We start from the raw sequence: 24,258 nt of genomic DNA, 5'->3' as shown, positions 1-24,258 counted from the left end.
TCCTGGTTCAACGGGTGGCGTGGTCGGACTCGCCGCCGCCGTTGACCTCGAAGGCGATGACAGCGTCGTCGGTTTCGGAGGTGTCGGCGTGCAGGTACAGATTGCGGGCGCGGCGCAGGACGCCGATGGAGACGCCGTGGACGTCGAGGACGACGTAGCCGGTGCGGTCACCGGCGGCGTGGTCGCGCCGGTAGATGCGCAGGTTCAGCGCGGCGAGCACGTCGGTGATCGGGGGCTCAACCTGGCCGAGTGCCGCCAAGGCTTCACTCAGCCGGCGTCCGTCGAGGGCGACCTGGAAGGCGCCGACCTCGTGTCCGCCGGTGCCGGAGGTGTCGGTCATGCTCGCCTCCCGGCGTCGGGCGTGTCCGGGCCGGTCGCGGTCGGTGCGCTGGCCTCGGCGGCAGGGAAGGTGCCGAGGATGCCTGACAGGGTGCCGCCGAGGCGCTGGTCGGTGATGGCCGCGCAGGCGATGAGCCTGGTGCCGATGGCGAGGGCCTGCTCGGCGGTGTAGCGCACGCGCACGGCCCGTTCGCCGCTGTTGGTTAGAGCGCGGATCAAGACTTGGCCGTTGTGCCAGGTGCACACGGGCAGACTCGTGTCGGGTACGGCGTACACCGGAAGCTCGAGAGCGTTGTGCACAGCGGCGCGGAGCGCAATGCGGGCGGCATCGACGGCGGAGTCCGCTGTGCGGACGGCGGACTCGGTCGCGGCCTGCTCGGCGGGGGTGGCCGCTGAGCGGGCGGAGGCTCGGTCGCGGTCGGCCCGGACGGCGGCCTGTGCATACGTGGTGGCGAGGGTCAGCAGAGTTTCCACGGTGGGCATGGCTATCTCCCTGTTGGAGGGGTCGGTGGTGGCCGGGGTGCAGCGGCCCCGGCCACTGCACCCCGGGGCTGTTCATCGGGGGTTGGGCACGGGCGCGCGGCCGGTCACGGCGGCGGGCGGCGTAGGCACGGGGACTGCCGGAAGGAGCGGGTCGACTTTGGCGCCGGTGCGGTCGAGGCCGATCGCGGCGTGGGCGGTGAGGTGGATGGCGACGGAGACCGCCTCGGCACCGGTGAACGTGACGACCACGGGCCGGGCGTGCTGGTCGTGCGCGTGAACCTCGACGTGGCCGCTGGGCAGCGTCCGCACCGGCATGAACTTCTCTATCTGAACCGGGCGCGAGGCGACGGACTCGATCGTGGGGACGAGGGCGTCGTACCGGGTGCGTGATTCCCGCTCCCAGTAGTCGGCGACGTTGGCGTGGCGCTCGTATTCGGCGTGGTCGGCCGAGTGCTCGGCCAGGACGCGAGCTACGCGAGCCCTTGCCCACGCCTCGCACAGGTCGTTGATCTCGGCAAGAAGGTCAGGGGCGTTCGGCGTGCCGGCCGGAGTCGCGGAGTCCGCGGACATGAGGGGGTACCTCCGTGGTGGAGTCGGTTCGAGGGGTTCGAGGCGCGAGTGCCGCCGTGGCGGCGCCCGCGGGGCCGGGGATGACGGGCACACCGCGATGGCCGGAAGGTGCCGTTGGCGGGCGTCGTGGGCCGGGTTGCGTGGGTGGGCGGGACCGTCCCGAGCCGCCCGGCCGTGCGTCGTCACGGAGACGCTGCGCCGGGGGCGGCGGTCGTGGTGGTGCCCGCCGGTGACGGGGCCGAGCGTCGCCCGGTGCGGCGGAGTCGACCCCGGTACCGGGCCATGCTCAGACCGCCAGCAGCTCGAACGCGCGGGCTTTGAGGTCGGCACCCTGACCGGTGACCGCGCGGCGGGCGCGGACGGCGTCGGTGCTGGCCTTCGCGTAGTGATCGACGTACTCGGTGATGGCTTGGTATCCGGCCCACCGGGTGCCCTTGATCGCTTTCTGGGTGTCCGCGTCGCGAATGAGGAACCGCAGCGTGGCCGAGCGCTGCTTCGCGTTGTTCTTCGCCACGTCGGAGGCGTCGTCCTCGGTCGGCCACAGCTGCGCGACGACTTTCTCGAACTCGCCCATGGTCAGCGCTTCGTTGATCATCTTCTCGGCCTCGCGCTCGAACGCGTCGAAGTGCTTCCACACCAGCCGGAGCGCCTGACGTGCCTCGCTGATCTTGGAGGTGATGTTCGAGGTGTGCCGGAAGATGTACGAGCCCTCGCTGCGCGCATACGCCATGCGCTGCGTGTTCGCGCATACGATCCGCACCGGAGTCGCGTCCACCCGCAGCGAGGCGGTTCCGTCGTGCGAGGTGGTGGCCGCCAGGTAGAGGTCTATCCGGTCCACCCCGGCGATCTCCATCGCCTTCGGCAGCTTCATCGTGACGAAGACGCTCTTGCCCTTGCGCATCGAGCCGGCCGTCTCGAAGTGCGCGCCGGAGGCGTCGACCAGGAGGTTGAGCATCTCGGCGACCTGCTCGTTCTGAACGGTCGCGTAGTCGTCGCCGACGATGCCGAGGTACTCGGTCTCGCCGCTGTGCGGGTTGGTCCGCACCGTCATCCACTTGTCCGGGCAGTCGATCTTCGTGACGCCCTTGTCGTTGACCTCGATGCCCTGGAGCGGGATCTTGCGGACCTCCCAGCCGCCGAGCCAAGCCTTGCTCATGATCTCCTCGGCGGTCATGCAGTCGTCGGCGACGGTGCCGAGTTGGTGCCAGGCGGTCAGCCGGGCGGAGGCGAAGGCGGTCTGGCCGTTGGCGAGTTTTTCCAGCTCGTGTGCCACGAGTGTTTCCTTCCGGGTTTGTAGGGTCGGTGGGCGGCGGGCCGGGGGTTGCGACCCCGGCCACGCCGTCAACAGCAATGTTTCCAACCTTTGAGCCTGGATCAAGTCGATTCGGGTCGGTCTATGGAGGTTTCTCCGGCGAATCTGACGCCCGCCGCCACCGCGTCCCCACCGGGTGCACGGGGTGGTGATCAGGCGCCCGTCCGGGCCGTACTCGTACTCGTGAACGGACTTGAACGGCGCCGGCAGATACACGGAGAAGCCGTGGAGAGGCACGAACTCCGTCCGGTAGGAGCGGGTGATCCCGAGGACGTACTTCTCGGGTTTCTCGCCGTGCGAGCCTGGCGGGATCATGCCGCCGCCGGGACGGTCAGCGCGTGCGCGCCGGTGCCGGGAGAAGGCGATATGCGGGCACAGCGACAGCGCCGCCGTCATGCACTCCGGGTGCCCCGGCGGGTCGGTGTAGCGCAACAGCTCCGCCGCGCGGGGACCGCCGAGGAACGCCACCCAATACCCCATCGGCTCACCGCACAGCGAACACCGCCGGGCGAGCGCGAGCTCCGTAGAGGTCGCGGTGTTGATCGTGGTGAAGTCCACGTACGACCCGTCGGGACCGTCGTGCACGTTGACCGGCGGAATCGGCAACCCACGCCGTGCGTCACGCGGACGGATGGTCAGACCGGCGGGAAGGCCGGACACCCCATCATCAGAAGTGCGCTGCCCGTTCACTGGTTCGCCTCCGCCCATGCGACATACCGCCGCTCTGTCTCGTCGGCGTAGGCGATAGCGGCGGCGGCATCGGTGACCGGGTAGGCACGCTCTGACTTGCCGCGCACGGTGCGCACGTACAGACCGGCGGGGACGCTGCCGCCCGAGCAGGTGAGGCGGGTTTGCAGCGCGTACACGTACACCGCGACCTCCCAATCCGACTCCCCGCCCACGGCGATCGGGTCGGCCGATTCGCGCAGGGCCTCGGTCTGCTGGTCGGACAGTTTCGGTGCCCCGTCATCGGGGCCGGGGCGGGTCACCGGTCGCCCCCGTCACGGAGGTCCACGATTACGAGGCCGGGGACCGTGGCGATAAGTCGCGCCCGGAGGGCCGCCCACCGGTCGGCGCGGACCGTGCGCGCGGTCGGTTCGAGGTTCGCGCCGACCAACTCGATGAACTCGATGGCGGCGGAGTCCGGCTCGGGGAACACGGCGATCATGTCGCCCCCGGCCACCACGTACACCGTCCCCGGGCCGGACGCCACGTCTACGCCGGTCGTGGGTGCCCCGGCGGGGGTGCCCACCCGGCGGCGGGTGCGCCGCGCGGGCGGGGCCGGGTGGGGGTCGGCGGGCCGGTAACCGTGCGCGCCCATCACCGGGCACAGCGCCTCACCGTCGGTGTGCGACCAACGCGGGCGCGGGCCGGTGGCAGCGAACCACCGGCGGGGCGGGCACTTGCGGGCGGGCTCACCGCACCCCGGGCACACGAGGTGCCACACGGTCCGGCGTCGATTCGTTCTCATGATTGCGTCTCCTAGCGTTGAGGGCTGGTGGGAAATCCGCCGCAACGGCGCCGGGGCCGGGACGCTAACCGCGTCCCGGCCCCGGGGGCTGTTACGCCGCCCGTGCCTCGTCGGCCACGTCGGTGGCGTCACCGGCGGGCGCGTCCGCGCTGATGTCGGAGGCGCTGGCGTCGTCGGCCGTCGGCGTGCTGGCGTCGTCGGCGGCGGTGTTGTCGGCGGTGTCGGCGGCGGCCTCGTCGTCGGTCGGGTCGGCGGCCGTCGCGTCGTCGGCGGTGTCGGCCTCGTTCTCGCTGATCACCGGGGGCTTCATCAGGGCGGCCACCTCAGCCGCCGGGGCGGGCGCGTCGTCGGCGAGGGCGTACCTCACCGGCGCCTCGTTCGTCATCACGACCACCCCGGCGATGGTGAGCTTCTGCAACGCGTTGCCGCACGCACCGGAGCTACGCCCGCCCAACTCACGCCCGACGGTGCCGGGGGTGACCTCGTGGCCGGTGCCGAGGTCCCGCATGAACGCCTCCACCAGACTGCGGAGGCCATTTTTGGCGAGCTTCTCGGACCCGTCGGTGTTGATCTCACCGGTGGCGGCGCCGGTGCGGGCGGTGCGGCGGGCCGTGACCGCGACACCGTTCTTCACCCGGTGCTTGTGGCCACACGAACACACGCACTCGCGGTACGGGGTCGCGTTCGCGAGGTCAACCGTGCGCAGGTCGGCATCCCCCAGAACCCACCGGTCCGGGTTGTCCTCCTTGTTGGGACCGCCCGGCTTCAGCACCGCCGCCCCGGCAACCTCCATAGCCATCAGCACCCGCGCCACCACCGGCACACGCAGGCCAGACAGCTCGGTAATGAGCGCCGCCGCAACGCCGTTCGGGTAGTCACCCAGAATCCCCGCGACCATCACGATCTTGAAGTAGTCGGCTCCACCCGACGGCGCACCCGACACCGGCGCTGCCGAGACGGACGCCTCCGGCAGACCGGCGGGGGCCTCGTCGGTCGCGGTGCCGTCGCTGGCGGCGGGGGCCTCCTCGGCGGCGGTGGTGCCGTCGCCGGTGTCACCGTCGGCGGTCACGGTTACCGGCACGTCGGCAACAATGTTTCCTCCTTCAGTGAGGAAGATTCCGGCCTCACGGTTGCCGAGGTTGGTCACCTCGGTTCCGGCAACCTCGAACCGGACGGTCTGACCGGGGTTAGCCATGTGGCTCTCAACAATCCGGTTAGGCCGTGCCTCACCTTCGGCGGCGGGGGCGTCGTCGGTCGCGGTGTCGTCGCTAGCGGCGGGGATCTCGTCGGTCACGGTGAGGTCAGTCATGGCGGGCTCCTCGGTGGTGGTGGCGGGGTGCCAGAGGTCGGCAGGCTTGCGGTTGCCGTTGGCCGGGCCGGGGGTGCGGGTCGCGGTTCCGGCCGCCTCCATGGCGACCAGGGCCTTTGCGGCGGTGGAGGCGCCGACTCCGGCGGCGGTGGCGAGGTCACGGGCAGTGATGCCGTCGGGGTGCGCGGCCAGGGTGCGGGCGACGGACTCGGCGGCGGGGGTGGCAGTGGCGGACATGGGAATACCTCCATAAGAAAAGGGAATGGCATTGCGATTCCGTGGCGCGGGGTGCGCCTCGTTGCGGTTTCGCCGGGGCCGTTGTTGTTGCCCACGTCCATGGACGCTCTGCACCGGCGCATTGTCAACCCGCATTCCCATGACTCTTTTGAAACCGCACCGCTAATCGATTGCGCCTCGTACGCGGACGGGAATGCCGTACCCGATGGCGCATTTAGTGGCCCTAGCGTCGCCCCTCCGGCGCGTTTAAATACGGGCCGATGCAACGGCATGGGTGCACGGTGTGGCGCGCGTGCGGGGCCGTGAGCCGGTCGCGGGAACGCCCCGGAATCCTCGCGGATTCCGGGTCGCGGGCACCTTCGGCCGAGCCGGGCCGGCTACCTCGACTAATTGATGAAGTCAAGTCCATGCGTGGTGCGAAGAATCACTTCACCGGTTTATAGGGTGACGTCTTTTCCGGCCATGAATGGCACCGGGTTGACGGCGTTACTTTCCGTTGCCGGATAGCCCTCATGGATCTCGAAATGCAAATGTGGCCCGGACGAGTTGCCGGATGATCCGACGTAGCCGATCGGCTGTCCGGCGGTCACGGTCTGACCGACAGTCACGAGGGGTTGCCGGACCATGTGGCAGTACCGCGACACGATGTCGCCCGCGTGCCGCACCTCGGCATAAAACCCGCACCCGCCGAACCCCGGGTACCCGTCGGTGTCGCACAGCGTCCGGCCCCGGAACGGGGCATCCCACGAGCCGCCGCCCGCGTTGCACCGCACCCGCACCACCACTCCGGCGGACGCGGCCCGGATCACCGTGCCTTTGTCGGCCCCGATGTCGGTGCCGTCATGGCCGGGACGTTCGGGTGTGCGGAACCCGGACCCGGCTTCACCGGCCACGGGACGGGTCCACCCGGACGCGCTCACGGTCCCCGCATCGCATACCGGCAGCGTGCCGCCGGTGAATGCCGCCACGATGGCCGCAGCGCGCGGCTCGTGTTTGGCGTAGGCGTCCGGGTACGCCGACCGTTGCACCGCCTGAGCCGCCTCGGTCAGCGGCAGCGATTGCCACCCCGGCACGGTCAGCAGGCGTTCATAGAACTTTCCGGCGGCGTAGTCCGGCGTCATGAGCTGTGCCGGGGTGCCCCATCCCTGGCTAGGCCGTTGCTGAAACAGCCCCAACGAGTCGTGATCGTTGCCCGTCCCGAGGTGCCCTAGGTTGATCAGGTCGGATTCTTGGAGGGCGGTGGCGACCGCGACAACCCACCCGCGCACCGGCACCCGCATCCGCTGACCGACGGCCACGATCACGGAGGCGTTACGGGTCTGATCGGCGGTCAATCCCGCCGGGACCGCGCCGGGGGTGATCACCACACCGGCACAACCCGGCCGGCCACCGGCACCCCCGCCGAACAGAGACCCGGCCACCCCGGCGGCGGCCCCCGCGATCAGGACCACCAGCGCCACGAACCCCACAGCGACGCCGGTAACTATCCGTCCCACACCGCACCGCCTCCGGCGGGCGTGAGGTCGGCCAAGCTGACCCGCCCGCCGCGCCCGGCGACCCGCCACACCGCACCGGCCGGTCCGTCGGGCGCGTTGTCGGCGGCGGCGGTCGCCACGGTCACCCCGTCCGGCACCCCGGACCGGATGAGGTAGGCGTGCACGTTGACCTCACGGGCGCCGGTGGGCAGCCAGAACAGCGCCGGATACGCCTGCGCGGGAGGTAACGCGGCGTAGCCGGTGAGCTTCCCGACGACCCGCGACAGCGTTTCGGTGCCGAGGTCGGCCTCCAACCAGAACGGCACCGCCCGCCCGCCGTCATGCCACACGCCGTGGCCGTCGGGCCGCACGACCGTCCCGACCGCCTCACGGCACCGGGCCTCGTTCCACCACCGGCTCAGCCGGGCCGCCGGGGCGGTGCGGGCATGCGCGGACAGTGCCACGAAAAACCCGTTGGTGGTCACGAGGTGCGCCAGCGTCGGAGACATCGCGATTCGCGCCGTAGCGTCGCGTACGGCGGCGGGACGGGGCAGCGTGGCGCCTCGACCGGCCGCCAGGATGGCAGCGCCGATGGGGCCGAGGGTCCACCGCCACGATTGCGAGCCGGGCCGCTGGTAGTGGCGGAACCGGTCGAGGAGCTCGCGGGTGTAGAGCTGCCCAAGGCGGATGCGGGTCCGGGCAAGCGAGGTGAAGGCGAGGGTGTGGATCTGCTCGGTCGTGAAGGTCTTGTGCTCGTCGAGCAGGTCGAGCAGGAGCCGGTCTCGGGGAGTGAGTCTCGTGAGTTCGCCGGCCACGGCGGACGCCGTCAGGCGGGCACCAGTAGGGGCAGAGCTTGAAGTGCTAGTAGCAGGGATATCTCTTATCAGTCGGTTCCGGTCCACCAGTCCTCCACAGGGTCCGTGACGTGCGCGTACGACGTGCTATAGGGGGCGTGTTGACCGGCGTTTTCGCCGTCGTGAGCCGCCTCGTGAGGTACCTCGTGAGCCGTCATCTGAGGGGTCACTAGTGACCGCTCGGGGTGCAACGCAAAGTTGTTCGGCTCCAACAGCGGCTGCACCATCACTGCGGAGGGCCGCTCCTCTTCACCGGCCGGCGGTGCGGTACTCGCCACCCCGACCAGCGCCCTGCGGTCGGAGTGCGACAGCCCGGTCTGCTCCCGCGCGGCCCGGCGCAGAAGAACGGCCCGGCCCTTGATCGGCGGAGGCGGCGGCTCGGTGTCAGCGGTCGCCGGAGGCACCACCCGCCCGTTCGCCACCGGCCGCAGAACGACCTCGTAGCCACCCAGGCGAATTAGGTCCCCGGCGTCGAGGTAGGGGCGTAGGTGGCGGGCCTGATCGATGGCGTCGCGCGGGGCGAGGGCGAAGTACACCTTGTTGCGGGCGTTGGCGTCGATCGCTGCGGCCATCTCCCCGGAGAGTTGGCCGAGGTACTGGTGGGCCAGGACGAACGAGGTGTGTAGGCCGCGGGCTTCGGCGAGGGCGTCATCGATGCCGATCGGCAGGTGCAGGAAGTTGTGGCACTCATCCAGCACCACCATCGCGTCCGGGCGCTCGTTCTCGGGGATGCGGGCGCGGGCGGTGGTGGCCTGCCACAACCCCGCCAGCAGCAACGAGCCGATGAGGCGGGTGCCGTCCTCGCCGATGACGCCTTTGGGTAGCCGGCACAGCAGCACGCCGCCGTCGAGGATGTCGGCGAAGGAGAACGTCGTGGCCGGGACTCCGAACAGCGAGTTCGCCATCGGGTGCGCCAGCACGAGGCGCAGCCGTGACAGCAGCGGCGCGATGAGCCCGGCGCGCTGGCCCGCCGAAAGGCTGTCGAAGCCTTCCCAGAACTCGCCGAGGGTGTTGCCCTCCCACGCCTTCAAGGCGTTGGTCACGGCCTTGACCCGCGCGGTGCGCCACGTCGTGTCGGACAGCAGCCGCGGCAACTGGGCGAGGGTGGAGCCTTCCAGATGGGTGAGGGTGAGCAGGGCGTGGTAGCAGATGTCGGCGGAGCGGTGGCCCCACCAGCGCGCCCACACCTTGCTCATGACGGAGGTGAGGTTGGCGGCCACGTCGTGCGGGGTGCCACCGTGCACAGCCGGATCGAGCAGGTTGATCGCCGGGGGTGCGTGCCGTTCGTCCGGGTCGATGAGCACGAGCCGGTCACCGGCGGATCCCGGTAGCCGGTCGAGCAGGTCGCGGATCAGGTCGCCCTTGGCCGGGTCGAACGCCGCGACCCCTCGGCCCGCCTCGACGTCGGCGAGGATCATGTTCATGAGCAGGGTGGTCTTGCCGGTGCCGGTCGGGCCGAGCGCGTGCATGTGGTAGCGGCAGTCATTGAGCGAGATGCCGATCCTCGTGCGGGGGCCGGCGTTGGCGATCCCGATGACTTTGCCGCCGAGCCCGTGCCGCTCGTCGACGGGGACGAGGTTGAGGCGGCGCTCCGGCGAAGCCGTGCCCGGGTTGAGGGGTGCGGTCACGGGATGCTCCAAGCGGTCGGCGGATCTTCGTCGGTGCCGTCGGGGCTCGGCGGAGCGTTTCGCTGCGCAGGCGCGGGGCGGTGGGTGGCGGGTCCGGCGCGGAAGACGTCGCGGTTGCCGGGTCGGCGCCGCGACGCAGCAGCCGGGAGGCCGTAGGCGGCCGGTTCCGCCGGGAGCCCGGCGAGGGCGGCGGCCTCGGCGACGGCGGCGACGCTCATCCGGGACTCGGGCACCCAGCGCTGCGCCGCCGCGGTGGTACCGCCTCGCAGGCGCCGGCGGGCGAAGTGCGCCGACAGCAGCCCGAACCCCGAGGTAATGTCAGCCGCTGCCGACACAGCGGCGGCCTTCGTCGGCCCGGTCCCGGTGGCGTAGACGGCGACGAGCAGGTGCGGCGCGGCGTGGAACTTGGCCCGCGCCTGCCGCGCCAGCTCGGCCAGATAGGGGTCGTTCCTGCCGGAGGCGTTTTTGCGGGGCGCTGGGCCGGGGGTGACCATGTTGAGCACGCCGAGGATCAGCGCCCGCAACCCGTCGGCCAGCATCCCCACTGCGCGTGAGGCACCCCGCGCTTTACGGGAACGTTCGGGGTGGGTGGTGGCGCGGCGTAGCGTCCGCATCCGGTGTGCCGGTGCCCGGCTGATGTGGACTTGCAGCAGGCCGCCGCCGGTGCGCCCGGCCGAGGCGAGCCCGTCATAGACCGCCCGGAGCCGGTCCTCGTCCGGCGGTGCGGTCTCCCAGTTCCTCGAGCTGGCTGTGGTGGTGTCGTCCACCAGCGGCAACCAGTCGGGCTGTGTCGGCAGCAGCGCGAGCGTGGTCGCGGTCCCCCCCGGCACTCTCGGCCGGGCGGCCTGCTCGGCGCGTACGCCCGGCCAGGCCCGCTGCAACAGGCGCAGCACGGCGGTCGGATTCACTCCGGGCGGCAGCCACATGCCCACGCGCATGCCGTGCGGGTCCGCCTCGACCTCCCACACGATGCGGGCCGGGCGCAGCGTCCACGGGCTCGGCGGCGGCAGTGCGGTGGCGAGGAGCTGCCACAGGCCCACGGTCGCGGCGGGGGTCGCGGTGACCGGCGGGATGATGTGCAGCCAGCACGCCTGGGCGGCGTGGAGGCGCCAGATCCGACGTCGCCACATCCGCCATGCGATCACGAGGGCGATCAGGACCACGAGTGCGGTGAGCAGCAGCGGCCAGCGCTGCCGGACGAAGTCGGCCACGGCGGCGGGGGCTTTCGGTCCCCAGGTGCCGCACAGCAGTTCGCCGAGCACGCCGTCGGGCATCCCGGCCTGACCGGGCACACATCCGGTGACCGGCGGCTGGGACGGCGCGGGGGGCGGAGAGGCCGTCAGCGGGGACGAGGGGTGTGACAACGTGGTGAAAAGGGACACGGAGCGCTCCGTTCTCGGTGCAGGGTTGGGTTAGCGGCGGGGGGCGGGCGGACCGGTCACGACCAGCTCGTGCTCGACGTCGGAGGCGAGGCTGTGAAACGCCACCCGCGACGACCCCGACGCCAGCAGCGCGTCTCCGCGTGAGCAGGAGAGAAGGAATGCCTGCTCGCCGTCGGTGAGCCCGAACGCCTCGGCCACGGCGCCGATCGCCTGCGGTGCCTGGCGCAGCAATACCTGCGTGGCCGCGTTGGAGGCGACGGCCCGGCCGACGTCGGTGGCGAGCACGTCGGCGGCATCCTGGGTGATGACGCTCAGTCCGGCGCCGTACTTGCGGGCGCTCTTCGACAGCCGGAACAGGAATTGCGCCCCGAGTCCGGCGCGCAGCATCAGCCACGCCTCATCGACCAGCACCAGCCGCCTGGTGGTGTTTCCGGCGCGGTTGGCGGTGCTGACGGTGCGCCAGATCGCGTCGAGGATGAGCAACGTCCCGACCGGTTTGAGCTCCTCCGGCAGGTCCTTGATGGCGTAGACGACCAGGTGCCCTTCGGCGGCCGTGGTGGTGGGGCCGTCGAACAGGCCCTTGAAGCTGCCGGCCACGTACGGGTGCAATCGAGCCGCCAGCGTGCGCCCGGCATCACCGGTGTCCTTGAGCGCCTCGGCGACGTCGGCCAGCAGCGGCGCGGGGCGCCGCCACGTGCGCGGGTCGGTGGTGATGCCCTTGGCCCGGTAGGCGGCCAGCACCGCCACGTCCAGGGCGGCGGCCTCCTCCGGCGCGATCTGACCAGCGCCGGACTCCCTGCCGGTCAGGACAGCGACGAAGGTCTGCAGGAACAGTGCCCGCCGTACGAGGGCGTCGTCGCCGTCTCCGGCCGACAGGTCCAAGGGGTTGATCCGTACGCCTGGGGTGCCGGGCCGGATGATCGTGCCGCCGACCGCTTCGGCGAGCTTGATGTATTCGTCTTCGGGGTCGATGACGAACGCCTCAACCCCGAGGTAGAGGTTGCGCAGCAGGTCGAGTTTGGCGAGGTAGGACTTGCCCTCACCGGAGCGGGCGAGGATGACGGAGTTGTAGTTGGGCTGCGCCCACCGGTCCCACACCACGACCCCGGGTGAGTGCAGGTTGAGGCCGTAGAGCACACCCATGCCGGTGTCCCCGGCGGTGGTGGGCAGGTCAGGGCTGGTGAAAGGGAACGCGGCGGCGAGCGCGTCGGTGTCGAACACCCGCTTCATGCCGAGCGCGTCGAAGGCCAGGGGCAGGCCGGTGATCCAGCCTTGAAGTTGGCGCCATGTCGCCGGCGCGACATCGAGCAGCAGCGACGAGGCCAGTGCCCGGACCTCGCTGACCCGGTCGGCGAGTTCCTCGTCGCTGTCGGCGTGCACGGTCAGGTACAGGCCGAGGCGGAACAGCCGGGCTTCGCCTCGGGCGACGCGGGTGGCCAGCTCGGCGGCGTCCGCGGCAGCCGCGTCGAGTTCCGGATCGTCGAGCCGCCCCTTCGCGGCGTCCTGGCGCCTCGACGCCTCGAACCGGCCGCGCTGTTTACGCAACCGCTGCGAGGCGATCACGGGCGGGACGGGTTCGATGTGCAGCGACACGTCCACCCGCCCGGGGTAGGCGATCAGCGGTTCGAGCCAACCGGGGCCGACCTCAGCCGGGTAGCCGGTCACGGCGAGAGCGGCAGTGTAGCCGTCCCCGACCCGCACCGACCGTCCCCCGACTTCCACGGCGTCCGGGGCGCCGGGGACGACGGTCCACCGCTCGGGGACGGCGTTGTTGCGATGGCGGGAGAACAGGCTCACAGCTCCTCGCTTTCATCATGCTCGGGGACGGGCCGTCCCCGCGGCGGGGACGACTCGGCCGAAGGGTTGAGCGCGGCGGCCAACGTGGCGGCGGCGTCGAGCGGGTCGAGAACCCGCGCGGCGACCTCGCAGCCCGACAGCGCCCGCACGGTCTCGGCCGCCTGGTGGACGGTGTTGCCGGGGCTGCGGGTGCTTCGCACCGCGACGGTGACGTGCCGGTGCAGCAGCTCCCGTCGGGCGGCGACCTCATCCAGGAAGGCCGCGTGCGCCACCGCGGCGTCTTCAAGAGCCGGGTCCGGCAGGTTGGGTGCCTGGGCGATGATTCGGTCGGCTACATGGGTCAGGTCGACGCGCTGAGCACGAACCAGGACTTGTGCCGGGCCATCGAGGCTGTGTAGCCAGCGGGCGAACCCGGCGACCAGGCCGTTCTGCTCGGCCGGGGTGCGCAGCCCGAACGCCACCGTGGAGGCAGCCACGAGACCCGTGGTGCCGTCCGGGCCGAGATCGATCAGCCCATCGGCGGTGATGCCCTTCGCCGGTAGCCGCAGCGCGGCGGGCAGCGGGAGCCGGTCACCCGGCCCCCGCGTGGTCGTGACCCACGCGGGCGCTGGGGTAATCGGGCCTTCGGATGGGACTAGCTGACGCGGTGCCCGGCGGTGGCGCCATGCGGCGAGTAGCCACACGTCGAGGCTGATCCCGTCGCGGCGCCCGACGGCTAGGAAGAACGCGGCCCCGAGTATCGGCATGCAGCAGGCGGCGAAGATCAGCGGCGGCACCACCGTGACGAGGGCGGTCCACGCCGCGTACAGCACGAGACCGGTGACGGTCACGATGACCAACTGCCGTGCGGTCAAATTGAAGGCGATCCGATCGGCCCGCTCGACATCTGCGGGTACTCGGGCGCGCAGCGGCGCCTCGTCGGTGCGGCGGTGCATCAGTTACCTCCTCGGTGACGGCGCCGCACCGGCGGCGGGGACGGAGCCGCAGCCGGGCGGGACGGCGGCGACGGTGGCGGGCTCGGGCTCGGGGACGGCCGGGCGGCCGGACTCGGCGACGGTGCCGCGCGCGGGGTGGCGGTGGCCGGTGTCGTGGTTACCGGTGGTGGACCGCTCCTGGTGGCTGCTGTACGGGAGTCGGTCGCCCGGGATGCGGTCGTGCGGGGTGCGGCGGAGGGCCGCTGCGCCGCCGTGGGCCGCGTCTTCGGAGTCGGCGGTGCGGAGGAGAACACCGGTGTGACTGGTGCCGGTGGCCGGCGCGGCGCGCTCTGCGGTTTCGCTGGGTTAGAGAACGTTGCCGCAGGTAGCGGCCTCACCCGGGTCGAACTCGTGGAGGTGGGTGTGGTGTTGCTGAACGCCGCCGGAGCCGGGCGTCCACTCGGTTGCGTGGGGGGCTGTGCGGGGTTGGGGTGTGAAAAGTGCGCGGCGGATGCCGGGCCGGTCGGGGCCGCCGTCGGGGTGATCGGTTGCGGTGCGTTGCTGAATGCGGGTGCCCCGGCGGTCCCAGCGGGCGCTGCTAGTGGCGTCTGCATGATCGGGGCGTTACTGAACGCCACCGGGGCGGGCGGGGACGGCCGGGACGGTGCCGGGCGGCGGTTGCCGGGCCGTCCGCCGGGGCTAGAAATGGGCCGAGCGGTGCTCGTCGGCGGCCCGTTCCCGGCGGTTGCCGCCGCCCGCTGGCGGGCTGCCGTCGCGGGGCGGGCGGCGCGAGAGCCTCCGCCTATAACCCCGGCTGCGGCCCCGAGTGTCTTCAGCATCACGTACGCCTGCAGGAGCTGCCCGACCAGTCCCCGGCCCTGGCTGCGCAGGCCCAGCGGTGCGAGGACGAACTGCTTCATCAGCCCTGGCAGCTTGATCAGTAGCCACAGCATCGTGACGCAGACCAGCATTCCGAGCAGCCCGCTCGCGGTGGCCGGCACTCCCAGCAGGACGAGGCCGTGCGGGGTCAGGAACACCTTCACCGTGGCCACCACGATGATCGCCTGTCCGAACTGCAGGCCGAAGCACGCGGCCAACGCCCGCCACCAGGTGTAGGCGATGCCCTCGGTCTGCGGCGTGGCGTGAAAGATCAAGACCCAGGGAGCCACACCGATCAGCACCACCAGCAGCGCCACGCGCAGCAGGAACGTGATGACGACAACGAGACCGAGCACGACGACGGCGATGACCAGCAGCGCGAGCAGGATGTTGCCGGGGCCGCCGGTCAGCGGCTGGTCGACGATGCCGACAATCGCGTTCGCGGCGGTCGGCCCGTCGACGCCTTGTCCGGCGATGGCGGCGGTCAGGGCGTTCGCTGCATCGATGCCCTTGCCACACAGGATCAAGCTGACGTTGGAAAGCACCGCCGCGAGGACCAGCCGCGGTGCGATCTGCTTGAACCCGTACTGGCTCTGCAACGTCTCGCGAGAGGCGATGATGAAGCACCCGGCGATGATGAAAAGCACGTAAACGCCGTTTGCGGCGACCAGGCTGGTCGTCCAGATCGCCTTGACGTGCTCGCTGCCGGTCAAGTCCGGGGTGGACAGGGCCGTGCGGCCGAGGACGTCCATGACCGGCTTGAGGCCGCTCTGGGCCACCCAGACGAGGAGATCACCAATCGCCTTGCGGATCTGCCCGGGGACGTCGAACATCCCGGGCTCGTCGTCCCCGCTGTCGGGCGGCGGCGCCGAAGGCGGGGGCGGCACCGGTGTGGGCGGGGACGACGGGACGGTAGGGGCCGTTCCGCCCGGCGGCGGGGTGGGGATCGGGGACGGCACCCCGGGGACGGGGACGGGTGTCGGGGACGGCCCGCCCGGGGTGGGGGCCGGTGCCCGGGACGGCTCGGCCCACGCCGTCCCCGCCAACGCGGGACCGGACGCCAGGCCGATGCCGAGCACGACGAGCACTAGCAGCCGGGTGCGGTGCGAGGGTATGAGGTGGGCTGCCATCACGCCACCCACTGACCAACGATGGTTACGAACAGCGGCGCCAGCATCGCGAGGCCGTAGCCGATCGCGGCGGACTTGAGTGCAAGCTTGGCCTTCTCGACCTCGCCGGGGTCGCCGTTGGCGGCGGCGTAGCGCAGTCCGCCGACGGTGAGGAACAGCGTGGCGACGGCGACGAGGATGCCGACCAGCCAGAGCCGAATACGGTCAACGACCTGCGGAATCGATTCGACGGCCGCGTACGCGGCGTCCGGGATGAGCGCGACCGCGATAACGGTGCTGGTGGTGACCGCCACGGCCGGGGCGAAGCGGCGCGCGGTGCGGCGCAGGCGCCGACCGGGTCGGTCGGTGATCGGGCGGCGCGGAGTCGGGGTCGGACGATGCAGCGGGCGATGGTGGTTCATGGGACGTGGGCACCTTCCAGGGCAGCCCAGCCCCACACCCAACGAGGTGTGGGGCTGGGCGAGCGACGAGGGATGGTGGTGACCTCGACCCGGCCGTGTTGGCCGTCCTCCTTCAAAGGGGTTCGGCGGGGCCGTTGCGGGGTGTCAGCGCCGTCAGCGGGGCCGGTCGAAGAAGGTCACCGGGTGCGGAAAAGTCCCGCACTAAGAGATACAGATTTCGGCCCTCGTTTGGACATCGGTCCGTAAAGATGCTGTTCAGCCGTGGTGTGCCGGGTCGGCTGCGACGGTCATCGTGGCTTCGGCGATCGCTTCGCCGTCGTCGTCGGACAGTGCTCCGGAGCGCACCGCCGCGACCAGAAGTTCCTCGGCCCGAGCGCGCTCCTTGGCCACCGCCCAGTAGCTGCGACCGTGACGCTCGGCGTATGCGGCCAACGACACGCCTTCCAAGCGGGTCGCGCCGATCAGGTTCGCCACATCAGCGGTGATCATCCCGGCCGCCACGGCGCGGGCCAGCACCATGTCCGGGTGCCCGGCCGCCGTCACCGGTGCCTGGACCGGCGCGGTCGTGCGGATCGGCTCCTCGGCGTGCAACGCCGACCGAGCGGCGGTGAACGTCGCCGACAGCAGCCGCTGCGCCACCTTCGCCCCGCCCGGCTTCACCGTGCGCGACACCGCGACGAAGGCGGTCAGCAGCTCTGCCTGCACGTCACCGGAGTAGTGCCGCAGCCGGTAGGCCGCCTGACGTAGCCCCGGCAGAGCCACACCGGCCGCGCCGACCACCCAGGCCGGGCCACCCGTGCGGGCCTGCTCGATCAGCAGCCGCCACACGCGGTCGCTCGTGGGGTAGCCGCACGAGGGGTGCATCAGGATCGAGGCCAGCTCCGACAGCGCGATCCGCCGCGCGGGCAGTCCTCCGCCGAGGGCGGCGCCGTCGATGGACAGCGGCTCCGGACCGGTTGTCAGCAGCCGAAACGAGTTCGCCGCGACGTCGAAGGGCTGCTCACCGAGGACCAGACCCGGCGCGTCGGCACCGGCGGCAGGCAGCACAGAATCCAGGTACTCAGACATGAAGAATCCCCCGAGGAGTGGGTGGGATGCCGGCGCCTCACTGAGGGCGTCCGGCGGGAACAGCACCCATCCCGCCACTCGGGTGTAACAGATCATGAACACTGTCGAGCTTGATGGAGGCTCACGCAGCGTGTTCAACCCTTGTGCTAGCGCGCCGGCGCGACGTCCACCCCAGACGCGCTCCGCATCCGACACTGCGCCAAGTTCGAGGGCATTGAGCTGCGTGTTCAACCCCCGTCGAGCGGATGTGCGATGGCGACCCTCACAGGACATAGACGCGCCTTGAACATCAAATGTCTGCCCGGACATCGGACGCCGCTCGACGGCGCCGGGATCCGCCACGCGAGGGCAGCATGTTCGACCGCCAGAAGAGCCGAGCGCCCGCCCCGGCGCCGCTTAGTGATCTTGTTACGCCCCTAACCCGATCTTGTTATAGCGACGCACGATCTTGTTCGACCTCGGAGGTGATCTTGTTGCACCTCAAGATGATCTTGTTCTAGGTGACGACGATCGCCGAAATGCCAGCAGCCTCGTGCGCGATGCCGAGGCGACACCGCGCACGAGGCTGCGACCTGCGTGTTCAACCCGAGTTGACCTTGTTCTAGGTGCCCCATTCGGGCCGCCATTCGGGTAACGGCAGGTGTTACAGGCCGGGGACGATGTCCAAAACGGCCCCGAAATCTGTATCTCTATATGTCAGCGTTCGTCGGCGGACATGGCCCACCACCCCATGCCGCAGACCCACCCCACCGGCACCCGCCCGACCCGGGCACCCGTCGGACTGCTCCTGCACCCCGCCCACGCTCATCGGCCCGCCGATCCGAGCGGGCGAGCACTACCCGACTGGTACGGCATCCACCCCGACCACGTCGCGCACCTCATCGCCCGCTACACCCGCGACGGTGACACCGTCCTCGACACCGACGCCCACCCGACCATCGCGGCAGCCGCCGGGCACCTGCACCGCCGCCCCGGCCTCACGGTCACCGACCGTGACAGTCCGCGAAGCTGTCCCGATCCCCTTGACAGCCTGTCGGCAGCGAGCGCCAGACACGGCGCCGGGCTCGTCCTGGCGACGCTTCCGCGTGTGGACGTCGACAGCCGTGATCCGCACGCCGTGTGCCAGGCCCTCGGTGCCTGGCGAGAGCGCCTGCGCCCTGGCGGATTCCTCGTCGTCCTGCTGACCGCCGGGCCGGGCACCGGCGCGTTCGGGCACCGCTCGACGGTCATCGCCGCCGCCCGCGCCGCCGGACTGCTCTACCACCAGCACATCCCGGCGCTGCTCGTGCCGCTACCCGAGACCGAACCACGCACCGGCACCCGCCCCGCCGCCCGGCCACCGCTCATCGCGGGCCGGCACGTCCGAGCGCATCGAGACCTCCTCGTCTTCGCCACGACCATCCCGGAGGCCGCTGATGTCTGAGTCCCCGACCCACCGCCAGAGCGCCGGTGCCGTCCCCGGGCTCGTCCCCGCCCAGGACGCCGATTCGATCCCCGTCCCCGGCGTCGTCCCCACCTCCGGCTCCGTTCCGCCCGCCGTCCCCACTACCGTCCCGACCGGCGATTCCGCACCGGCAGTGCGCACCGATGGACCTCCCGGATCGGTTTGGCTGACTGGACAGCAGCAATCCCGGGCACTGCGCCGAGGCCGGTATGCCCCCGAATCGATCACCCACCCGGGCAAGATGCTGCCCACCATCGCCCGCTACGCCATCCACACCTACACCGACCCCGGCGACCTCGTGCTCGACCCGATGGCCGGCATCGGCACCACCATGGTCGAAGCCATGCACCTCGACCGCCACGGCGTCGGCGTCGAGTACGAGGCCCGTTGGGCAGCGCTGGCCGCCGCCAACATCGCCCTCGCAGAAAAGAATGGCGCTCCCGGCACCGGCGCGGTCTACACCGGCGACTCCCGGCACCTGCCCTCACTACTGCCGCCACAGATCCGCGGCCGAGTCGATCTCATCATCACCTCACCGCCATACGGGTCATCCACCCACGGCCACGCCCGAACCCCCGGCCCGCGACGCGGCAAGGTCCGCAAGATCAACCACCGATACGGCGGCAGCGACAATCTTGCCTACCGCAACCACGACGAACTGGCCGAAGGGTTCACCGCGATCCTCGCCGGATGCCGGGCAGTCCTGCGACCCGGCGGACACGTCATCGTCACCGCTCGCCCCTACCGGCGCCACGGCGAACTCATCGACATCCCCGGCATGGTCGTCGCCGCCGGACAAGCCGCCGGGCTCGAACTAATCGAGGAATGCGTCGCTCTGATGGCCGGCATCCGCAACGGAGTCCTCGTACCCCGCGCGTCCTTCTTCCAGCAAAAGAACGTGCGCGACGCCATCGACAACGGAGACCCGCAATGGATCCCGCAGCACGAAGACGTCCTGATTCTGCGGGTCGAATGAGCCGGTCAGCGGAAGCCGAGTCCGGCTCAACCGGCCAAGCCGTACCGCCCGATCCATCGGTTCTTCTCTACACAGCGGAGCAAGCCGCCGCACTCCTGCAAATCAGTCCATGGTGGCTCCGCCGGAAGGCAACGGCCCGCCAGGTGCCGTGCACCTTCATCGGCAGGCACCTGCGGTTCTCAACGGCTGACCTTGAACACCTCATCCGAGCAGGCGCCCACCCCACTACGAGCAGAGACGGGCACTCCACACCAGATCAACGGGCTTGATCCCGCCGCCATCTGGCACGTCCATGGGGTCTGACCGCTACCACGGTCGCCCCCATCCGCACGACAGCAGGGAGCCAACATGGCATGGGTAGAAAAGCGCGGTGACGGCTACCGGGTCCGCTACCGACGGCCCGACGGCAGGGTCGGCACCGACAGCACGCACCCCAGCAAGAAAGCCGCCCAGACCCGCGCCACCGCCGTTGACGCTGAACAGCAGCAGGACACCTACATCGACCCCAGCAGCGGCAAGATCACCCTCCGCGAATGGGCCGACATGTGGCTGAAGATCCACCGCGTCAGCGCCACGACCACGGCGAAGTACAACAGCTATCTGAAGAACCACATCCTGCCGGCCTTCGGTGACACTTCGCTCAACGCCATTACCCGGATGAGAGTCAAGAGCTGGGTCAACGACATCAGCGAAGGCCGGGCAACTTCTACCGTGGTAGACATTCTCGCCCTGTTCTCCATGCTCATGGGTGAGGCCGTCGAGGAACGCCGCATCAGCGCGAACCCCTGCCGGAGGCTCCGCCCGGCCGCCGATCACAAGCCGGAACGGCCATGGGCCACGCCATCGCAGGTCCTCGCCATCGCTAACCACCTGAACCCGGCAGAGGCTCACCTCGTCATCACCGCGGCCTACACCGGCATGCGTTGGGGCGAACTGGTCGGCCTCCAACGGCACAACTGCAAGCTCGACGACGCCCTGATCTATATCGACCCGGACGTCGGCGCCCTTCACGAGGTCAGCGGCAAACTCGAACTCGGGTCTCCGAAAACTCCAGCCGCTGTCCGGCCCATCCTGCTGCCGCCTTTCCTGGTCGCTCGGCTCCGCGAGCACTTGGAAAGCCACGACCACTCCCACGTTTTCGTAGGTGAGGAGGGCGGACTGTACCGGCGCTCCAATTTCAGCCGCCGCTTCTGGCGACCCGCCACCGACGGATCACGAGATGGACTAGTCGCCCCGGTCATCCCCAGCATGCATTTCCACGATCTCCGACACACTCACAAGACCTGGATGATCGAGGACAGCGTTCCGGAAGCCGCTCAGGCGAAGCGGCTGGGCCATCGGCTACCGGGTGTTCGCGGCATCTACAGCCACGTCACCCCCATCGTCGAACAGCGCCTCGTCGATGGCCTGCAAAAACGCTGGGAGGGCACCGCTAAACCCGAACCTAAACGGTGACCACATTTGCGACATAGTGGTGGTCAGCCGGGGAGCGAACAAATCAAACTCAGGAGTGGTCAGCACAACGTGACCGCCGCTGCTCCCCGTTTGCTCCCAAAACTATGACAAAACACCCGCTGCCATGGATCATGGCAGCGGGTGTTTTCGCAGCTAGATGCTATGTGGGCGATACTGGGATCGAACCAGTGACCTCTCCGGTGTGAACGGAGCGCTCTCCCGCTGAGCTAATCGCCCTCAACGAGAGGGAACTCTACTAGACGACCGCCCCGGGATGCGAACCAGGGGTCAGCGCCACCCCAGGAAATCCAGTGTCCAGGTGAACAGGTTGAGGTCGAAGCTGAGCAGGACGCTCAGCCACACCACCGCGCTGATGAAGATCATCCCGACCAGGCCCACGAGGGCGCGGATCGGCATGGTCTGGCGGGCGATCCAGTGGGTCCAGCTCTGTACGTGGCGTTTGGTGAAGGCGAGCAGGCCCTTGGCCCACGCGAACTCGATGGCGAGGATGGCCAGTCCGAGGATCACGATTGCCCAGCCGGGGCCGGGGAACGGGATCAGGACGATGCCCACGGCGACCACCAGGCCGCCGACGATTCCTACGCCGATCTTCAGAGCGAGACGCCCGGTTGAGTTGGACCGGATACGGTCGAGCAGACGCACGTTCGTAACCCTGTCGTCCGGTTTTACACCCATTTCATCCCCCAGTGTCCCGGAGCCCCGTCACCGCCCGGGAGGAATGGACGTTACCGGAGTAAGTCAACTGCTGAACCACCCGACGCCGGGCGGAACCGAGTACCTGGGCAGAACAGGACAAGATATCGCTTTACGTCCTGAGCGGAGTCGTTTTCGGAACCGTCTTCCCACTACTGGGTGAGATCAGCGTATGGCGGAGCGTAACGACAGGGATCACCTGAGTATGGGACACGCGGGGTTCACCAGCCTCGCAGCGGTGCCGGGGGGAGTTCGTCCATGAGTACCATTCGTCCAACGACCGTCGAGGTCGAAACCTCGCTGCGGCTCGTAGCGCCTGACGCGACGGCACTGCCGGTCCGCGCCAGTCTGCGCTACGACCCAGCCGACCCATATGCGGTCCACGTGTTGTTCCACGCAGAATCAGCCGGTGGGGAAGCCGTGAGCTGGTCCTTTGCGCGTGAACTGCTCGTGACCGGGCTTGATGAACCAGCAGGGATCGGCGACGTCCGGGTGTGGCCGTGGGCCACACCGCGCGGCGATTTCGTCGCCCTGGCGCTGTCGTCACCCGACGGCAACGCACTGTTCGAGGTACCACGCAGTGTCCTGGTCCGGTTCCTGCGGCGCACCTACGTGGTCGTGCCTCGCGGGCGGGAATCCGATCACCTGGACGTCGACGCGGCCGTCAACCGGTTGCTGGCCGGCCGGTAGGAACAGCGTCGAGCAACATCGGTGAGGGGCGACCCGCACGGACTCTGCCGGTCCGTGCGGGTCGCCCTTTATCCGGAATAGCAAGTGATCTCCGAAAAGCGATCGGAATCGAACGTATAGCGAATACCGAGCAGGAAATCGGACAAAGGGTTCAGTAAGTGCGCTAGTGGTCGCGTTGACGGGCGTCGACGGTTACCGTCAGCGTCGATGCCAGTACTCACTCATGCCACGACGCCGGCGTCCGCCCCGATTCAACCCGACCGGGCGGCGATCCGAAGCTGTCCACTGCCGGTCGCGGCCGGCAACCCCACGACGCTGCTGGAGTCGCACGCGCTCGTCCTGACGATCGCGGGGCCCCTGCACGCCGAGATCGACTTCGCCACCCATACGTGCGAGCCGGGCACCCTGCTCTGGCTCCGCCCGGGACAGGCGGTCCACTTCTCGGCCACGAGCTCCGCCGACATGGCGGGACTCAGCGGAAAACGGAACGGAACCGGGACCGGGAGCCGAAGCGCCACCGGAACCGATCCGGCCCTCACCATCACCTTCCGCCCCGGCCTCTTCGCACCGGACGAGCTCCCGGGTCTCGCGCCCGACGATCCGTCCGGACCGGCCCGGGCACCACTGCCGCTGGCCGATCCACCGGTCTTCCGGGCGACCTTCGAGCATCTGGCCCGCGACGCCGACGGCCCGCCCGGCCCGGCCGCCGCGGCGCTGCTCCGGCACGAGCTGGCGGCGCTGCTGCTGCGCATCGCCATGCTCGATCCGGAGACGCCGGAAACCGCCCACGTCGAAGGCCGTACGTTCGAGCGGTTCCGCCGCCGGCTCGAGGACGGTTATCCACACACCCGCCGGGTCGAGGACTATGCGGCCGAGTTGGGCTGCTCCGTCCGTACGCTGACCCGCGCGAGCCTCGCCCTCACCGGCCGCACCGCCAAGCAGGTGGTGGACGACCGCGTCGCGTTGCAGGCCCGGCGGCTCCTGGCCGCCACCCCGCTCTCGGTCGCGGAGGTCGGGCGTAGCCTCGGTTTCGGTGAACCAACGAACTTCGGGCGGTTCTTCCACCGCGAGACCGGCCTCAGCCCTGGGCAGTTCCGGGCGAGATACGCGGCCGACCGTCCGAGTGGGATACCCGGACAGCGATCACCGGCCGACTGACGGTAATTCCCACAAACCCATGGGGTATATGCATCGGGGGGTGCGGGCACGAGGCATGATAGTCACGTGCAGATCTCCGCGCGCGGCGACTACGCGGTCCGGGCCGCCCTCAGTTTGGCGCAGGCCTACCCCGCACTGATGTCCGCCCAAGCCATTGCCCAAGACCAGGAAATGCCCCGCAAGTTCCTCGAGGCGGTGCTCGCGGACCTGCGCCGCGCCGGCGTGGTGCGGGCACAGCGTGGCGCGGAGGGCGGCTACACGCTGTCCCACCCGCCGCGGGACGTGACGATCGGCCAGATCCTGCGGGCCGTCGACGGCCCGCTGGCCGGTGTGCGCGGCCTGCGTCCAGAGGAGACGCAATACACGGGAGCCGCCGAAAACCTGCCCAACCTCTGGGTTGCGGTGCGCGCTGCGGTCCGCGAGGTGGTCGACGAGGTGAGCCTCGCCGAGCTGATCAGCGGCCGGATGCCGGCCCACGTGCGCAAGCTGACCACCCGCCCGGACGCCTGGCAGCCACGCTGACGTCACGACTCGGCCCGCGCAAGCCGCACGCTGACGTTTGTGAATTCGAC

Annotated in this window: 24 protein-coding genes and 1 tRNA gene; 7 read left to right on the top strand and 18 right to left on the bottom strand. The window is 70.1% G+C overall.

Features of this window, described 5'->3' with window-relative positions; all coding sequences use genetic code 11:
* Positions 1-7: 7 nt before the first annotated feature.
* From ACFQV6_RS02550 to ACFQV6_RS02475, 16 genes are all read right to left on the bottom strand, one after another.
* Positions 8-340 (bottom strand): hypothetical protein, encoded by a 333-nt coding sequence (locus tag ACFQV6_RS02550; protein ID WP_378025629.1) that lies wholly within the window; start codon positions 338-340, stop codon positions 8-10.
* Positions 337-822 (bottom strand): hypothetical protein, encoded by a 486-nt coding sequence (locus tag ACFQV6_RS02545; protein ID WP_378025628.1) that lies wholly within the window; start codon positions 820-822, stop codon positions 337-339. Before ACFQV6_RS02545 ends, ACFQV6_RS02550 begins: the two co-directional genes overlap by 4 nt.
* 72 nt (positions 823-894) lie before the next feature.
* Entirely contained in the window at positions 895-1,392 is a 498-nt protein-coding gene (locus ACFQV6_RS02540; protein ID WP_378025627.1) for a hypothetical protein, read from the bottom strand.
* Positions 1,393-1,678: 286 nt separating this feature from the next.
* On the bottom strand, positions 1,679-2,665 hold the full coding sequence (locus ACFQV6_RS02535) for a DUF932 domain-containing protein (protein ID WP_378025771.1): 987 nt from the start codon (positions 2,663-2,665) through the stop codon (positions 1,679-1,681).
* Between the two features lie 725 nt (positions 2,666-3,390).
* Entirely contained in the window at positions 3,391-3,693 is a 303-nt protein-coding gene (locus ACFQV6_RS02530) for a hypothetical protein (protein WP_378025626.1), read from the bottom strand.
* The gene (locus ACFQV6_RS02525) at positions 3,690-4,175 is read right to left on the bottom strand and encodes a hypothetical protein (protein WP_378025625.1); all 486 of its coding nucleotides are present in this window, start codon (positions 4,173-4,175) and stop codon (positions 3,690-3,692) included. The genes ACFQV6_RS02530 and ACFQV6_RS02525 overlap by 4 nt, the downstream gene beginning before the upstream one ends.
* 91 nt (positions 4,176-4,266) lie before the next feature.
* Positions 4,267-5,721, bottom strand: a complete 1,455-nt coding sequence (locus tag ACFQV6_RS02520) for a MarR family transcriptional regulator (protein ID WP_378025624.1) — start codon at positions 5,719-5,721, stop codon at positions 4,267-4,269.
* Positions 5,722-6,158: 437 nt separating this feature from the next.
* On the bottom strand, positions 6,159-7,217 hold the full coding sequence (locus ACFQV6_RS02515) for a M23 family metallopeptidase (RefSeq protein ID WP_378025623.1): 1,059 nt from the start codon (positions 7,215-7,217) through the stop codon (positions 6,159-6,161).
* On the bottom strand, positions 7,205-8,011 hold the full coding sequence (locus ACFQV6_RS02510; protein WP_378025622.1) for a replication-relaxation family protein: 807 nt from the start codon (positions 8,009-8,011) through the stop codon (positions 7,205-7,207). The genes ACFQV6_RS02515 and ACFQV6_RS02510 overlap by 13 nt, the downstream gene beginning before the upstream one ends.
* A gap of 68 nt (positions 8,012-8,079) precedes the next feature.
* Positions 8,080-9,678 (bottom strand): type IV secretory system conjugative DNA transfer family protein, encoded by a 1,599-nt coding sequence (locus ACFQV6_RS02505; RefSeq protein WP_378025621.1) that lies wholly within the window; start codon positions 9,676-9,678, stop codon positions 8,080-8,082.
* Entirely contained in the window at positions 9,675-11,060 is a 1,386-nt protein-coding gene (locus ACFQV6_RS02500) for a hypothetical protein (RefSeq protein WP_378025620.1), read from the bottom strand. Before ACFQV6_RS02500 ends, ACFQV6_RS02505 begins: the two co-directional genes overlap by 4 nt.
* 30 nt (positions 11,061-11,090) lie before the next feature.
* Entirely contained in the window at positions 11,091-12,857 is a 1,767-nt protein-coding gene (locus ACFQV6_RS02495; protein WP_378025619.1) for a VirB4 family type IV secretion system protein, read from the bottom strand.
* Complete coding sequence (locus ACFQV6_RS02490; protein ID WP_378025618.1) at positions 12,854-13,792, bottom strand: PrgI family protein; 939 nt, start codon at positions 13,790-13,792, stop codon at positions 12,854-12,856. Before ACFQV6_RS02490 ends, ACFQV6_RS02495 begins: the two co-directional genes overlap by 4 nt.
* On the bottom strand, positions 13,792-15,483 hold the full coding sequence (locus tag ACFQV6_RS02485) for a hypothetical protein (RefSeq protein WP_378025770.1): 1,692 nt from the start codon (positions 15,481-15,483) through the stop codon (positions 13,792-13,794). Before ACFQV6_RS02485 ends, ACFQV6_RS02490 begins: the two co-directional genes overlap by 1 nt.
* Before the next feature lie 296 nt (positions 15,484-15,779).
* Complete coding sequence (locus ACFQV6_RS02480) at positions 15,780-16,181, bottom strand: pilin (protein WP_378025617.1); 402 nt, start codon at positions 16,179-16,181, stop codon at positions 15,780-15,782.
* Positions 16,182-16,436: 255 nt separating this feature from the next.
* On the bottom strand, positions 16,437-17,249 hold the full coding sequence (locus tag ACFQV6_RS02475; protein ID WP_378025616.1) for a hypothetical protein: 813 nt from the start codon (positions 17,247-17,249) through the stop codon (positions 16,437-16,439).
* A gap of 730 nt (positions 17,250-17,979) precedes the next feature.
* On the opposite strand from ACFQV6_RS02475, the gene ACFQV6_RS02470 reads away from it, so the two are divergent.
* The 4 genes from ACFQV6_RS02470 to ACFQV6_RS02455 all read left to right on the top strand — a co-directional run bounded on the left by ACFQV6_RS02470 (position 17,980) and on the right by ACFQV6_RS02455 (position 21,124).
* Positions 17,980-18,672: a hypothetical protein gene (locus ACFQV6_RS02470; protein ID WP_378025769.1), complete on the top strand. Its 693-nt coding sequence runs from the start codon at positions 17,980-17,982 to the stop codon at positions 18,670-18,672.
* On the top strand, positions 18,665-19,669 hold the full coding sequence (locus ACFQV6_RS02465; protein ID WP_378025615.1) for a TRM11 family SAM-dependent methyltransferase: 1,005 nt from the start codon (positions 18,665-18,667) through the stop codon (positions 19,667-19,669). The genes ACFQV6_RS02470 and ACFQV6_RS02465 overlap by 8 nt, the downstream gene beginning before the upstream one ends.
* Positions 19,624-19,938, top strand: a complete 315-nt coding sequence (locus tag ACFQV6_RS02460) for a helix-turn-helix domain-containing protein (RefSeq protein ID WP_378025614.1) — start codon at positions 19,624-19,626, stop codon at positions 19,936-19,938. The genes ACFQV6_RS02465 and ACFQV6_RS02460 overlap by 46 nt, the downstream gene beginning before the upstream one ends.
* A 79-nt stretch (positions 19,939-20,017) precedes the next feature.
* Positions 20,018-21,124: a tyrosine-type recombinase/integrase gene (locus ACFQV6_RS02455; protein WP_378025613.1), complete on the top strand. Its 1,107-nt coding sequence runs from the start codon at positions 20,018-20,020 to the stop codon at positions 21,122-21,124.
* Between the two features lie 165 nt (positions 21,125-21,289).
* On the opposite strand, the gene ACFQV6_RS02450 is transcribed toward ACFQV6_RS02455, so the two are convergent.
* Together ACFQV6_RS02450 and ACFQV6_RS02445 are read right to left on the bottom strand one after the other, a co-directional pair.
* Positions 21,290-21,361 (bottom strand) — tRNA-Val (locus ACFQV6_RS02450).
* Positions 21,362-21,412: 51 nt separating this feature from the next.
* Complete coding sequence (locus tag ACFQV6_RS02445) at positions 21,413-21,820, bottom strand: TIGR02611 family protein (protein WP_378025612.1); 408 nt, start codon at positions 21,818-21,820, stop codon at positions 21,413-21,415.
* Between the two features lie 276 nt (positions 21,821-22,096).
* On the opposite strand from ACFQV6_RS02445, the gene ACFQV6_RS02440 reads away from it, so the two are divergent.
* The 3 genes from ACFQV6_RS02440 to ACFQV6_RS02430 all read left to right on the top strand — a co-directional run bounded on the left by ACFQV6_RS02440 (position 22,097) and on the right by ACFQV6_RS02430 (position 24,208).
* Complete coding sequence (locus ACFQV6_RS02440) at positions 22,097-22,528, top strand: SsgA family sporulation/cell division regulator (RefSeq protein WP_014446635.1); 432 nt, start codon at positions 22,097-22,099, stop codon at positions 22,526-22,528.
* A 207-nt stretch (positions 22,529-22,735) separates the two neighbouring features.
* Positions 22,736-23,686, top strand: a complete 951-nt coding sequence (locus ACFQV6_RS02435; RefSeq protein ID WP_378025611.1) for a helix-turn-helix domain-containing protein — start codon at positions 22,736-22,738, stop codon at positions 23,684-23,686.
* A gap of 66 nt (positions 23,687-23,752) precedes the next feature.
* The gene (locus ACFQV6_RS02430) at positions 23,753-24,208 is read left to right on the top strand and encodes an Rrf2 family transcriptional regulator (RefSeq protein ID WP_092554613.1); all 456 of its coding nucleotides are present in this window, start codon (positions 23,753-23,755) and stop codon (positions 24,206-24,208) included.
* The last annotated feature ends 50 nt before the right edge of the window (positions 24,209-24,258 follow it).

This window comes from Actinoplanes sp. GCM10030250, from assembly GCF_042666575.1.
Classification (GTDB): Bacteria; Actinomycetota; Actinomycetes; order Mycobacteriales; family Micromonosporaceae; genus Actinoplanes.
This window is presented reverse-complemented; position numbering and strand designations above follow the sequence as displayed.

What these genes read in the sequence shown, in the direction of transcription:
- ACFQV6_RS02550 (WP_378025629.1), bottom strand. Translation starts at nt 340, where the DNA reads ATGACCGACACCTCCGGCACCGGCGGACACGAGGTCGGCGCCTTCCAG.
- ACFQV6_RS02545 (WP_378025628.1), bottom strand. Translation starts at nt 822, where the DNA reads ATGCCCACCGTGGAAACTCTGCTGACCCTCGCCACCACGTATGCACAG.
- ACFQV6_RS02540 (WP_378025627.1), bottom strand. Translation starts at nt 1,392, where the DNA reads ATGTCCGCGGACTCCGCGACTCCGGCCGGCACGCCGAACGCCCCTGAC.
- ACFQV6_RS02525 (WP_378025625.1), bottom strand. Translation starts at nt 4,175, where the DNA reads ATGAGAACGAATCGACGCCGGACCGTGTGGCACCTCGTGTGCCCGGGG.
- ACFQV6_RS02520 (WP_378025624.1), bottom strand. Translation starts at nt 5,721, where the DNA reads ATGTCCGCCACTGCCACCCCCGCCGCCGAGTCCGTCGCCCGCACCCTG.
- ACFQV6_RS02490 (WP_378025618.1), bottom strand. Translation starts at nt 13,792, where the DNA reads ATGCACCGCCGCACCGACGAGGCGCCGCTGCGCGCCCGAGTACCCGCA.
- ACFQV6_RS02485 (WP_378025770.1), bottom strand. Translation starts at nt 15,483, where the DNA reads ATGTTCGACGTCCCCGGGCAGATCCGCAAGGCGATTGGTGATCTCCTC.
- ACFQV6_RS02480 (WP_378025617.1), bottom strand. Translation starts at nt 16,181, where the DNA reads ATGAACCACCATCGCCCGCTGCATCGTCCGACCCCGACTCCGCGCCGC.
- ACFQV6_RS02475 (WP_378025616.1), bottom strand. Translation starts at nt 17,249, where the DNA reads ATGTCTGAGTACCTGGATTCTGTGCTGCCTGCCGCCGGTGCCGACGCG.
- ACFQV6_RS02470 (WP_378025769.1), top strand. Translation starts at nt 17,980, where the DNA reads ATGCCGCAGACCCACCCCACCGGCACCCGCCCGACCCGGGCACCCGTC.
- ACFQV6_RS02465 (WP_378025615.1), top strand. Translation starts at nt 18,665, where the DNA reads ATGTCTGAGTCCCCGACCCACCGCCAGAGCGCCGGTGCCGTCCCCGGG.
- ACFQV6_RS02460 (WP_378025614.1), top strand. Translation starts at nt 19,624, where the DNA reads ATGGATCCCGCAGCACGAAGACGTCCTGATTCTGCGGGTCGAATGAGC.
- ACFQV6_RS02455 (WP_378025613.1), top strand. Translation starts at nt 20,018, where the DNA reads ATGGCATGGGTAGAAAAGCGCGGTGACGGCTACCGGGTCCGCTACCGA.
- ACFQV6_RS02445 (WP_378025612.1), bottom strand. Translation starts at nt 21,820, where the DNA reads ATGGGTGTAAAACCGGACGACAGGGTTACGAACGTGCGTCTGCTCGAC.
- ACFQV6_RS02440 (WP_014446635.1), top strand. Translation starts at nt 22,097, where the DNA reads ATGAGTACCATTCGTCCAACGACCGTCGAGGTCGAAACCTCGCTGCGG.
- ACFQV6_RS02435 (WP_378025611.1), top strand. Translation starts at nt 22,736, where the DNA reads ATGCCAGTACTCACTCATGCCACGACGCCGGCGTCCGCCCCGATTCAA.